Genomic DNA, 11,253 nt, shown 5'->3' with positions numbered 1-11,253 from the left:
CGCAGAGGAACTCAACTACGGAGTCGATCTATCAACCATCTGAGGATAGCTGCGCCGGTACCGCATTAAACACAGCTTCAATTAAGCTCGCATCCGTTTTACCTGAGTATTTGCCAAAATCACGCTGATAACCAGAAATAAGGTCGCGTTGCACCTTAGTTACAGCTTCAATACGTTCTAAAATACTACGCTGGGAATTGGCATACCAAGTACTAACAGCCTCGGGCATGCCGCCGGTAAAGTAATAGTCGGTTAGTTTATCAAACAGCTGTGTATGCGCAGCTGGATTGTTCATCTGTGCGTCATAAGCTTTGACCAAGGCGGGCTCATTGCCGGCAGCAAGAAACTCTCGAAATGATAACGGCCGCAGATAGTAATGCTCAACTTTCCCAACCGGAAAACTATTCAGTAAACCAATGTTCGAGCCACTAGACACCACGTACATATGCGGTGCTTGTTCGGCAAAATACTTAAGCGACGTCACCGCCCGTTGGCATTCGCCAATTTCATCTAAAATAAGTAAATCGGTTTTTGGGTTGAATGGCTTGCCCGCTAATAATTCGATGTTCGTCAAAACGTCAGTGGGTGTTAATGAACCTGCAAACGCCTCAGCCATAGCTGGCGACTCAAGAAAGTCGATGCGCAGCACATTTGCAAAGGTTTGACCAAAAAGTTGCTGCAGCAAATAGACATTAGCGAACGCGCGCTAGCAGCTTGTCCAGCTCGTTGGCAAAGGCCATACGATCACGCTGATGCAGGGGCGGTGGCCCGCCGGTGTGTTCGCCGCTACTGCGCATGGTGTCCATAAAGTCACGCATGTTCAACCGACTGCCAATGTTGGCGGTGGTAAACAACTCGCCACGTGGGCTAAGCGCCTGGCCGCCTTTTTTGATCACGTCTGCCGCTAGTGGAATATCGGCGGTAATAACAATGTCGCCGGCCTCACAGCTTTGCGCAATAAAGTCATCAGCCACATCAAAACCAGACTCAACCTGCTTGGTTTTTATCCATTTTGACGGCGGCACACGTAGCATTTGGTTTGCTACGAGTATCAGCTCAATCTGCTTGCGCTCGGCCGCTCGGTACAAAATGTCTTTAATAACCGTCGGACACGCATCGGCGTCCACCCATATTTTCATGTACAACCTCTTAATCCGGAGCCATTAAGCCACAGTTGGAATAATCTTACGCAAGCGCTCTATGTCGCCATCTCCCACACCAAAGCGCGCCATATACTGCGGCCACTGCGTAACTAGCTCACGCACTTGGTTGACAATAGCTTTGGCCTTGAACTCTTGCAAACCAAACCGACTAGCTTGCGAAAGCAAATTTTCTATCGACCCATGCCGCCCCAAGCCACCTATACCAAGCCCATGCAGCTTAGAAGCGCTAATGGGCAGTACGTCGTACGCCGGCGCTAATTGCCATGCCGGCTCGTGCCGCCCAGCGGCAATAGGCCGCAACCAAGCATGATTGCGCGCATGATCGTCGGTATTACCAATAAACACGTTGAACGCCATTCGCATAAACAGCTCGTGGGCATCAGTGGCCACCGCGCTATGCAAGCGAAGCAATTCAGCCAGCTGCCCGTAACTATAGCCTGCCGCTAAGCTACGCTCACTCACCGCGCCTTCCAGCAGCAAGCTATTTGCGCTTATAAAATGGTGGCTAACACGTTGCTCGGCACGGTCGAAGCGCTTAACTAACAAGACATCTTCGCTAGCACCAATGCCTTGTAATACCTCAGTTTCGGCTACACGCACGCCGTCTAACTCGGCAAGCATGCGCATGGTTGCATGTTCAACACGGGCTACATTATATAAGTCGTCGGGCTTGTTGAATTTAACCAAGTATTCCTGCCCATTGTGGGTTAGCAGTGTTTTTGGTCGCGCGCCGCCCATTGATGAGCCGTATACAAAAGCTTGCTTTACTTCGTCAGAAACAGTTTCGGCGGCTAATATCGCGTTTTTGCCTTGTAGTAATAGCTCGAGATCATTGATGGCATTGCGCGAATGCTTCGCTTTCGTTTTCTCGCGCGACAAACTAAAGGTTAACGCACCAACGCCCATAGCAGCGCCAGCAATAAGAAACTCAAGTTCGTTTTGCGGCTTGGTTTGGTGTAGCTGCAGAATGAGCTTGCGCCCCCAGGCATCAGCGCCAGCATCGGCAAGCACACCAAACAGGCCATTATTCACGTGACAATGCTGAATGGTGTCGGTTAGCGGCAGGTGTACGGGGTCTAATGCGAAGGCGTCTGCACGTTCTAAATAAGAACGCCCATATACAAAACGGCCGTGTTTGGCTTGGCTGTCCAGCTCAAAACGCCCACAAATGACCGGCTGCTCGGCCAGGCCTTCAATAAACACATAAGCGCTAGAAGTCATTGTCGAAACTCTCGTTGAAATTCTCGCTGTCTGTCTGGCGCTTGCGCTCGGGTAAATGCTTGGCAGCACGAAGCTTGTTGTCTGCTAGCGCAATAAAGTCATCCAATAGCCCTAACACCGCTAGCGCGTTAAACAACGTTTCGGAGTTAACCGGCTGGCCTTGCTCAATGCGTGTCAGCGTGCGCTGGCTGCAACCAACACGCAATGCAAAGTCGCGCTGCGGCATGGTGAGTGCCCGCTGGCGTTTAATTAATTCGCCAAGTGTGGCATGAAAGTCGTCAACTGATTGCATGTGTTTAGCCTTAGCAGGCAACCCCTATGTAAGAAACATGCATCAAGAATAGCAAAATATGGCGAATTAGCAATTAAATCGTCATATTTTACACATTAAAACACCATACCCCAATAATATCCTAAGTTAATAGGAATAAACTTGATTTATCAATAATTCATACTATATTCCTATTTATATAGGATTTATGATTTACCTAAGGCTCAAACCGATTATTATCCTAACATGGCAGGATTATATGGCGCGCAATATTACCATCACACCAAAACCAGACTTATCTCAGGCTAACAACATGGCCACAATTGGTGCATTGGTCCGCCATAAGCGCACCATGCTCGGCATTACCTTAGAAGACGCGGCCAGCTTATGTCAGCTGTCAAAGCAAGCGTATAACAATGTTGAAAACGGCTTAGAAAGCGTGCGCGTTGAAACCTTATTAAAGGTGCTTGATGCACTTGGTATTCAACTCACCGTCAGCGACACGACCGAGGTTGCCGAGGTAAATCATGACTGGTTCTAATACGCCAACCATAAACGTTTACGCCAAAACGCATCACGTGGCCGAGCTGAAATTTCATGGCCCCCAACAATGCAGTTGGGTATACACCCCAACGTGGCAGCAGCAAGGTTTCGCAGTATCGCCGCACCTACCCTTAAACGGCGAGCAAATTGCTACTGCCAACGTCATTAACTTTTTGCGAAACTTATTCCCCGAAGGCCCAGCCTTTGAGAGCCTGATAGCCTCGCAACATTTATCTCGACGCAATGTTTACGGCATATTATCCGCCATTGGCCACGACACCGTGGGTGTTTTAACATTTGGTGAGCAACCACCTGAGTCCGGCACGAACCCGCTACATAAAGTCACAGAAAGCGAACTCACTGAGCGACTAGCCCAAAACGCTGACATGACGTTATGGAACGGAAAATACCGGCTATCGGTTGCAGGCGTACAGAGTAAACTCAATGTGTACGTGAATGACACTCACGAGCTTTTTCTGGCAAGTGGCCACTATGCCAGCACACATATTCTGAAGTTTGCGTCGGCCAAGCACCCAACCTTGGTGCTCAATGAGTTTTTCTGCATGCGTTTAGCGTACCAAGTTGGCCTAACGGTTGCGCCAGTAAAGCTACTTAAACTGGGTTCTTATCATGCGCTTAGGGTGCAACGTTTTGACCGCCGTCGCGTTCTGGAGCAACAAATAGAGGGGCAAGTAGACAAACGCCATATTATTGATGCCTGCCAAGCGTTGAATCTACCGCCAGAATTCAAGTATGAACAAAACTTTGGTAGCGGTCGTGATGTTAAACACATTCGTGACGGCGTTAGCCTAACCAAATTATTTCAGCTTGCTAAGCAAACCAGTGTACCCGCGCATACGGCAGAGCAATTGCTTGACTGGGTACTATTTAACTTAGTTATTGGTAACAGCGATGCGCACGGCAAAAACGTTAGTTTCTTTGTTAGCCGCAGTGGCGCGCTTACGCTTAGCCCGTTTTATGATCTGGTTTCCGTGGTTTATGAAGCTATGTCGCAAAGTAAGCAGCAGCAACAACTCGATACACACCTAGCCATGGCCATTGGAGATAATTTCGATATTGACCAGGTTACCGCGTTTGACTTGCTGAGCTTTGCTGATGAAGCAGGCATTAAATTTGATTTGCTACAGCGTCGACTTGAACAAATAGTCGATAACGTTGAGCGCGAAGCCATGCAACTAGACCTAACCGATACCAAGATCACCGTAGCGCAATATGAGCAGCTACGCGCCTTAGCGCAACTTGTTCAGCTGCGTTGCCGCTACTTCCGCGAACAATATAGCTTGCTCACGGAAGTACGGCGGAGTGCTTTTTAAGCCTGTTTGCTAGCCCTGTTTGTCGGCAATATAGTCGTCAACAAACTGCTCCAGCACGTTCAGCGGGACCGGGCCGTTGGCAAGTACAACATCGTGGAATTCACGAATATCAAACGTGTCGCCAAGGGCGGTACGCGCTTTTTCACGTAACTCAACGATTTTCAGCATACCAATTTTGTACGCCGTGGCTTGGCCAGGCATCACAATGTGGCGCTCAACCATTTTACGTGCATCGGCTTCGGCGTTGGGTGTGTTGCTCACGTAAAAATCGATACCCTCTTCGCGGGTCCATTGCTTGGCGTGAATACCGGTATCCACCACCAAACGTACCGCGCGCCATAGCTCCATAGCTAAACGACCAAAGTCTGAGTAGGGGTCTTTATAAAAACCGTATTCTTTAGGTAGCATCTCGGTGTACAAACCCCAGCCTTCGCTGTAAGCCGTGTAGCGACCAAACTTACGGAACGACGGAATACCTTCAAGCTCTTGCTGAATCGCAATTTGCATGTGGTGACCAGGAATACCTTCATGGTACGCCAGCGCTTCCATTTGGTAGGTTGGCATCGAGGCCATGTCGTACAAGTTGGCGTAGTAAACGCCCGGGCGGTTGCCGTCCATAGAAGGCTGCTGATAGAACGCTTTACCGGCTGACTTTTCACGGAACGGTTCTACCGCTTTAACAATCATGTCAGCTTTAGGCTTGGTGATAAACAGCTCGTCTAAAAACTCACGCATGGTGTCGATAAGCGCAGTTGCTTCTGCTAAATAGCGTTGACGACCTTCGGCAGTATCAGGATAAATAAAATCTTGGTTGTTACGCATATGCACGAAGAACTCATGCAAGGTGCCCTCAAAGCCAACTTGCTGCATGATCACACGCATTTCATCATGAATACGCTTCACTTCGCTTAACCCAATCTCGTGAATCTCGTCGGCGGTTAAATCCGTGGTTGTGGTACGTTTCAGGGCGTTATTGTAAAAAGCTTCACCGTCTGGGAACTTCCACGCGCCGTCTTTGGTGTCAGCCTGCTGCGCAAGGTCTTCTACCGCGCTAATCAAGCCTTCATAAGCGGGTTTCACTGCTTGGGTCAACGCCTGCTCAGCCGCACCAACCAAGGCATCGTACTGGGCTTGATCAATGTCCAAATCACTTATCTTATTGGTGAAGTCTTCTAACAACACACTTGGCTCGCCGTCATCAAAAGGCGCACCTTGAATGATGTTTTGGCTGTCGCTAATCACGTACGGATACACGAATTTCGGCGCCATAATGCCTTTTTCAGCACGCAACTTTAAGTTCTCTTGCAACTGCACGAAGAGTTCAGGCAAGCCATTCAAACGAGCAATATAGTCTTCAGCATCTTCTACTTCACTAATACGATGCTGGTTAATTAGCAAAGACACCACACTAGAATGCAGACCAAACATTTGGTTTACCGGGTAATTGTAATGACGCCATTGGTAATCTGCGATTTGCTCCTCAAGGTCTTGCTTCATCAGCTGCCAGCTTAAATAGGTCTGCTCGTCTAGCTTGGCCTCATCTAGAGCCTCAACCTTAGCTAAGTTCTCTTTTGCAATCGCCAGCTCTTCGTCGGCCTTAGCATCAGAGATATCGTCCCACTGGTCTTGGTCATCTTTTATCCCCAAGTACGACTGATACATAGGGCTACGCATAACCGCCTGCTTAAAGATATCTTCAAACAGCTGGTTAGCCTTTTCTGACTCCGCGTGGCGCTCTTCAGCGGTTACTTGTTGGGTAGCGGCTTGCTGTTGTGGCTGCTCGCTTGGGGCTGGGGCCTCTGAGCACGCTGCGGTGCCAAGCGCCAGCGCAATAGCTAGAGCTACATGAGTTTTGGTGTTCGCCATGGGTGTTCTCCTTATTGTTATGTGGGCTTTAGATTAGCACTGTATAGGCTTTTAGATCCATTTGCTGCTGCGCGGTTGGTGTGGATGGCGCTTTTCTGGGGATTTATGTGTGTGGGGGGTGTGAAAAATTTTTGTGTTCAGTTGCAGCAGAAAAGTTACATGTTGGTAAGTGTTTACTATTTTAGTTTATTCAAAATAGCGCTTTAAATTCACTTAGCCGTGAAACGGCTTCTGGTAATTTCTGCTTCAACAAACAATCAAGATACTGAGTGGCGGTAAACGGCGGATTTTTCAAACTTGCACGATGATGTCTAACAGCTTGAATAACAGCTACGATGTTTAGCTCCATCAAATCTGTTATAAAATCATCCGGATGAATAGCCTTAAGATTATATTGACTAAGTTGATTATCGGGGAAGTCTTTTAAATTAAACGTCACAATTGCCTCCGCTCGGGTTTGTATTGCTGCAGCAACCACATGACGATCATCTTCATCGGGTAAAGATATTGACGAGATAAGCGGATGATAATTTTGCACAATTGCCCCAGGTACGTGCTTGTCCATTAAATTTCGCACATTCTCCAATTGCTCGCGCGTTAAGTCTGGTCGATTCGCTAATACATTTCTAATCCATTCGTCATGAATATCATTCGTCCAACGAGCCCTGAACTCACCGCTGAGCGCCAAATACATCAGCAGACTTCTCAGCGGTGCCGGATACAATACGCAAGCATCAAAGATAACCGTATAGCTTGAGCTCATCAGTAGCCTAACCCTAACTCTTGATCCATCTTCGACAATTCATTGAGAGCTTTCAGTCGCTTCTGTTCTAGTTGGTTTTGATACTGTCTTATGTCGTTAAAGCGCACTTTTCTTCGGTTACCAACTCGATGAAATGGTACAGTTCCATCATCCAATAACTTAATTACTGTTGGACGAGACACATTCAGTAAATCTGCAGCCTCTTGTGTTGTCAGTTCAGCATGTATGGGCACTAATTTCACGGTATTGCCTTCGCCTAGCTCAGTCAGTAAATTCACCATTAAGCGAAGCGCACTCACCGGGATCTCAACTTGCTTTAGCTGGCCATCTGGAGAGCTTAATGACAAAGACTGAACATCTAACTTCGTTTCGATCACCGCAGCAAGTTCTTGGCTACACAATTTCGCTAGTGCAGATTCCTGCGCAGTCGGTAGTTGTTCATAAGTATTCATAAGTGAAGCTCCATAACGTCTAATTACAACTCCATTATTCGCAATATTCGAAACATGTCAAGTTTTTCGAAATATTCGAAATGTACGGTATATTCCATCTATTCAGCAAAAGCAGTAAGCTGACAGCAACGTACAACATTAACCAAAGGGAATAGTATGGCGTACATAGACGAGTCATTATCTTCGGGTGAACAGGTTGAGCAGCTGTTCAAGCTGCATTGGTTTTCGTGGGTGCCGTTTTTTCTGTGGCTTAGGTTGCTATGCCGGTAAAACAAACCACCATAACCATTGCGCCAAAGCCACGCGGATTTCATTTAATAACCGACGACATTGAGCGTGCGTTATTTGAGTTAGGCACCGTGGATGCCGGCATTTTGCACGTGTTTATTCAGCACACCTCGGCCTCGCTCACCATTAACGAAAACGCCGACCCCACGGTGCGCCAAGACTTTGAAAGCCACTTCAACGAAATGGTGCCCGAAAACGCACCCTACTACCGGCACACTTTCGAAGGCCCTGACGACATGCCCGCTCACTTGAAGGCCAGCTTGCTAGGTAGCTCGGTGACTATTCCTGTAACTAACGGGCGGCTGAACATGGGCGTTTGGCAAGGGGTGTACCTTTGCGAACACCGTGACCATGGTGGGGCGCGGCGATTGGTGGTTAGTTTGAGTTTTTAGCAACTAGGTTTATAGTGGTTCTATTCGCACAACAGGGTAAGTTATTGCGTACTTATGGACGATACAATTCACTATTACACCCGCAACGCTGAACAGCTTGCCGACCAATATGACAGCCTTGATTTTGAGCAAGTACACCGCGACTGGCTTGATCTCATTCCAACTGACGGCTTAGTGCTAGATGTTGGTGCCGGTTCAGGCCGTGATGCGCGTTATCTCGCTGATCGTGGCCTCACTGTTTATGCAGTCGAGCCAGCAGATGGCATTCGCGAACGCGCCCAGCAGTATCACCCCCTCTGGCAGGATAGTTGTCACTACTTAAAAATTAACCAGTTGGGGCGTTAAGGTTTGATTGTGCCACGCTATTCAGAAGAACGTAAGCAAGCAGTTCTCAGTAAATTATTACCGCCGTTAAATATGACGGTAGCAGAAGTATCTCGAGTTGAGGGCATTGGCCAGCAAACTTTGTATAATTGGCGAGATAAAGCCAAATTACAGGGTCGACCCGTGCCAGGAAACAAACCAACACCAGACCAATGGTCACCAGAAGCAAAGCTTGCTGTCGTTATCGAAACAGGCGCTTTGAATGAAGCAGAGCTCAGTGAATACTGCCGTGCTAAAGGACTTTATGTCGAGCAAGTCAAAGCGTGGAAAGCAGACTCACTAAAAGGCTTTGCAAGTTCACGCGAGCAAGAGCTCGAAGCTAGGCAGCAACGCAAAGCAGATCGCAAAGAGATTAAACAACTTAAGCGCGAGCTTCGCCATAAAGAAAAAGCATTGGCTGAGACCGCAGCATTACTAGTACTGCGAAAAAAGCTGGATGCGCTTTGGGAGAACGACAGCGAGGACGATTGACCTCGGTCTCAGAGCGCACACAATATGTAACGTGGATACGTGAAGCAAAAGAATCAGGTGCTCGGTTGCCGTTGGCCTGCGAAGAAGCCGGTATCAGTTTACGTACTTATAAGCGTTGGTATCAGGATGGCAAAGTGCTTGCAGATAAACGCCCAGATGCTGTGCGTACAGAGCCAGCGAATAAGCTCTCAGCGGCTGAACAGGCAATTATATTAAACGTCAGCAATGAGAAGCGCTTTGCCAGTTTGCCGCCGACGCAGATTGTACCGACGTTGCTTGATGAGGGCCTTTATTATGGCTCCGAATCAACTTTTTACCGGGTGCTGAAGCTACATGGTCAATTGCATCATCGCGGTCGCAGTGCAGCGCCTAAGGGCCATAAAGCGCCGGAGACATTTGAAGCTACGGGACCTGGGCAAGTGTTCTGCTGGGACATCACCTATTTACCGAGCGCTGTACGCGGGCAATTTTATTATTGGTACATGCTCGAAGACTTGTTTAGTCGCAAAATCGTTGGTGATGAAGTTCACGAGCAGGAGTCCGGCGAGCTCGCGGCTGAACTCTTACAACGCACATTGTTGCGTGAAAACTGCTTACACACAGGCTTAGTGTTGCACTCTGATAATGGTGCGCCGATGAAGTCACAGACGATGCGGGCTAAAGCATATGAGCTAGGTGTGACCACCTCATACAGCCGCCCGCGAGTAAGTAATGACAACCCGTTTGCAGAGTCGCTATTTAGAACCTGCAAATACCGGCCAGAATGGCCATCAAGTGGCTTTAAGAGCCTCGATGAAGCACGACAGTGGGTGTTAAAGTTCACACGCTGGTACAACTACGAGCACAAACACAGTCAATTAAACTTTGTGACGCCTCATCAACGTCACACCGGCCAAGACAAAGCCATCTTGGCTCAACGGAAACGGTGCATGGAGGCTGCAAAAGCAGCAAATCCAAGTCGATGGGGTAAGCGCGATGTACGCAATTGTGAGCCAGTCGGGCCAACAACATTAAACCCTGAGAAAAAGCCAGTTAAGCAGGAAGAAAAACAGGCTGCTTAAACGAGAAAAAAGTGTCAACTACCTTGAAAAACGCCGATCATCCCAATCCTTCGGTACACTGGATCAACGATAGTTTGCCTGAACTGAAGCATGTGCAACGCCACGCAACGAAATTCGACCTCATTTTACTGAGCGCGGTATGGATGCATATCGCTCCGTCTTCGCGCCAGCGCGCCTTTCGTAAACTAAGCTCGCTACTCAAGCCCAATGGCAACATGGTGATTTCGTTGCGGCATGGAGCTAGCCCCGATACCCGTACCATGCACCCGGTATCGGCTGATGAACTGAAACAATATGCACAACAGCAAGGCTTAAGTTTTCGACTTCTGAATGCCCGTGATGACCAGCTTGGTCGGCAGGATGTCGCCTGGGAAACCGTGCTGTTGACGTTGCCGGATGATGGAACGGGGGCCTTCCCGTTAATCAGAAACATCGTCATTAATGATAGTAAGTCGTCCACCTACAAAGTCGCTCTCTTACGCACCCTATTAAGGATTGCCGAAGGCCATCCTGGAGCAGTACTCGAGCGCACACAAAGCCACATTGCTTTGCCTATGGGATTAGTATCCCTGTATTGGTTAAAGCTATACAAACCATTAGTCGACACATTTTCTATGCACCAAGGTGGCAGCGGAAAGTTGGGGTTCGTTAAAGCCAACGGTTGGGAAACACTCACAAACTACAGCCCCAATGACTTTTATATCGGCCGTTGCATTTTTGATAGTGACGAAGCAACAAGCGTCTATCGCACTTTAAAAGATATCGCATCGACAATTAAAAACATGCCGGCTAAATACATCACATTACCCGGCACCAAAGACGAGATATTTCAGGTTGAACTGAACCGAAGTCAGGCGCCGAAACATAGTTTGATACTCGATTTTGAATTCTTAAAGTCACTCGGGACTTTTTATGTGCCGCGCTCCATTTGGGATGTGCTAACGAACTACAGCGTCTGGATAGAGCCAGCATTAGTTAATGAATGGGTTAGTTTGATGGTGTCAATGGCCATTAAAATTGATCCACTTTTGGCCAATAAAATTG

The 11,253-nt window shown here is 48.1% G+C and carries 12 protein-coding genes and 1 pseudogene; 6 read left to right on the top strand and 7 right to left on the bottom strand.

Annotated features, from left to right (window positions below):
• Positions 1 to 43: 43 nt before the first annotated feature.
• The 4 genes and pseudogenes from NOG12_RS12480 to NOG12_RS12465 all read right to left on the bottom strand — a co-directional run.
• Positions 44 to 691, bottom strand: a pseudogene (locus NOG12_RS12480) (AAA family ATPase); the annotation flags it as partial.
• A gap of 1 nt (position 692) precedes the next feature.
• On the bottom strand, positions 693 to 1,139 hold the full coding sequence (locus NOG12_RS12475; RefSeq protein WP_153827355.1) for a YaiI/YqxD family protein: 447 nt from the start codon (positions 1,137 to 1,139) through the stop codon (positions 693 to 695).
• 24 nt (positions 1,140 to 1,163) lie between these two features.
• The gene (locus NOG12_RS12470) at positions 1,164 to 2,384 is read right to left on the bottom strand and encodes a type II toxin-antitoxin system HipA family toxin (protein ID WP_313933426.1); all 1,221 of its coding nucleotides are present in this window, start codon (positions 2,382 to 2,384) and stop codon (positions 1,164 to 1,166) included.
• Positions 2,374 to 2,676, bottom strand: coding sequence for a helix-turn-helix domain-containing protein (locus NOG12_RS12465; protein WP_313933425.1), 303 nt, complete (start codon positions 2,674 to 2,676; stop codon positions 2,374 to 2,376). The genes NOG12_RS12470 and NOG12_RS12465 overlap by 11 nt, the downstream gene beginning before the upstream one ends.
• 238 nt (positions 2,677 to 2,914) lie before the next feature.
• Between NOG12_RS12465 and NOG12_RS12460 the strand changes: the two genes are divergently transcribed.
• Positions 2,915 to 3,196, top strand: coding sequence for a helix-turn-helix domain-containing protein (locus tag NOG12_RS12460; protein ID WP_313933424.1), 282 nt, complete (start codon positions 2,915 to 2,917; stop codon positions 3,194 to 3,196).
• Positions 3,183 to 4,532 (top strand): HipA domain-containing protein, encoded by a 1,350-nt coding sequence (locus NOG12_RS12455; protein ID WP_313933423.1) that lies wholly within the window; start codon positions 3,183 to 3,185, stop codon positions 4,530 to 4,532. The genes NOG12_RS12460 and NOG12_RS12455 overlap by 14 nt, the downstream gene beginning before the upstream one ends.
• 9 nt (positions 4,533 to 4,541) lie before the next feature.
• Here the strand turns inward: NOG12_RS12455 and NOG12_RS12450 are convergent, their stop codons facing one another.
• The 3 genes from NOG12_RS12450 to NOG12_RS12440 form a co-directional block, all read right to left on the bottom strand.
• A complete protein-coding gene (locus tag NOG12_RS12450) occupies positions 4,542 to 6,398 on the bottom strand; it encodes a DUF885 domain-containing protein (protein ID WP_313933422.1) in 1,857 nt (618 codons plus the stop codon).
• Between the two features lie 190 nt (positions 6,399 to 6,588).
• Positions 6,589 to 7,161: a PIN domain-containing protein gene (locus tag NOG12_RS12445; RefSeq protein ID WP_153827349.1), complete on the bottom strand. Its 573-nt coding sequence runs from the start codon at positions 7,159 to 7,161 to the stop codon at positions 6,589 to 6,591.
• The gene (locus NOG12_RS12440) at positions 7,161 to 7,613 is read right to left on the bottom strand and encodes a helix-turn-helix domain-containing protein (RefSeq protein ID WP_153827348.1); all 453 of its coding nucleotides are present in this window, start codon (positions 7,611 to 7,613) and stop codon (positions 7,161 to 7,163) included. The genes NOG12_RS12445 and NOG12_RS12440 overlap by 1 nt, the downstream gene beginning before the upstream one ends.
• Positions 7,614 to 7,873: 260 nt before the next feature.
• Between NOG12_RS12440 and NOG12_RS12435 the strand changes: the two genes are divergently transcribed.
• The 4 genes from NOG12_RS12435 to NOG12_RS12420 form a co-directional block, all read left to right on the top strand.
• On the top strand, positions 7,874 to 8,293 hold the full coding sequence (locus tag NOG12_RS12435) for a secondary thiamine-phosphate synthase enzyme YjbQ (protein WP_313933421.1): 420 nt from the start codon (positions 7,874 to 7,876) through the stop codon (positions 8,291 to 8,293).
• A gap of 54 nt (positions 8,294 to 8,347) precedes the next feature.
• On the top strand, positions 8,348 to 8,638 hold the full coding sequence (locus tag NOG12_RS12430; RefSeq protein ID WP_313933420.1) for a class I SAM-dependent methyltransferase: 291 nt from the start codon (positions 8,348 to 8,350) through the stop codon (positions 8,636 to 8,638).
• 9 nt (positions 8,639 to 8,647) lie between these two features.
• Positions 8,648 to 10,209 (top strand): IS3 family transposase gene (locus NOG12_RS12425; RefSeq protein ID WP_110077111.1). Its coding sequence is split into 2 segments (ribosomal slippage): positions 8,648 to 9,101 and positions 9,101 to 10,209, totalling 1,563 coding nucleotides; the frame shifts between segments, so codons are not numbered across the junction.
• A gap of 11 nt (positions 10,210 to 10,220) precedes the next feature.
• Positions 10,221 to 11,253: class I SAM-dependent methyltransferase (locus tag NOG12_RS12420; protein WP_313933419.1), on the top strand; the 1,033-nt coding region annotated here is incomplete at its 3' end.

The organism is Pseudidiomarina fusca, assembly GCF_032227045.1.
GTDB classification, from domain to species: Bacteria; Pseudomonadota; Gammaproteobacteria; order Enterobacterales; family Alteromonadaceae; genus Pseudidiomarina; species Pseudidiomarina fusca.
The sequence above is the reverse complement of the archived record's forward strand: the minus strand, read 5'-3'. Positions and strand labels throughout refer to the sequence as shown.

What these genes read in the sequence shown, in the direction of transcription:
- NOG12_RS12475 (WP_153827355.1), bottom strand. Translation starts at nt 1,139, where the DNA reads ATGAAAATATGGGTGGACGCCGATGCGTGTCCGACGGTTATTAAAGAC.
- NOG12_RS12470 (WP_313933426.1), bottom strand. Translation starts at nt 2,384, where the DNA reads ATGACTTCTAGCGCTTATGTGTTTATTGAAGGCCTGGCCGAGCAGCCG.
- NOG12_RS12465 (WP_313933425.1), bottom strand. Translation starts at nt 2,676, where the DNA reads ATGCAATCAGTTGACGACTTTCATGCCACACTTGGCGAATTAATTAAA.
- NOG12_RS12460 (WP_313933424.1), top strand. Translation starts at nt 2,915, where the DNA reads ATGGCGCGCAATATTACCATCACACCAAAACCAGACTTATCTCAGGCT.
- NOG12_RS12455 (WP_313933423.1), top strand. Translation starts at nt 3,183, where the DNA reads ATGACTGGTTCTAATACGCCAACCATAAACGTTTACGCCAAAACGCAT.
- NOG12_RS12450 (WP_313933422.1), bottom strand. Translation starts at nt 6,398, where the DNA reads ATGGCGAACACCAAAACTCATGTAGCTCTAGCTATTGCGCTGGCGCTT.
- NOG12_RS12445 (WP_153827349.1), bottom strand. Translation starts at nt 7,161, where the DNA reads ATGAGCTCAAGCTATACGGTTATCTTTGATGCTTGCGTATTGTATCCG.
- NOG12_RS12440 (WP_153827348.1), bottom strand. Translation starts at nt 7,613, where the DNA reads ATGAATACTTATGAACAACTACCGACTGCGCAGGAATCTGCACTAGCG.
- NOG12_RS12435 (WP_313933421.1), top strand. Translation starts at nt 7,874, where the DNA reads ATGCCGGTAAAACAAACCACCATAACCATTGCGCCAAAGCCACGCGGA.
- NOG12_RS12430 (WP_313933420.1), top strand. Translation starts at nt 8,348, where the DNA reads ATGGACGATACAATTCACTATTACACCCGCAACGCTGAACAGCTTGCC.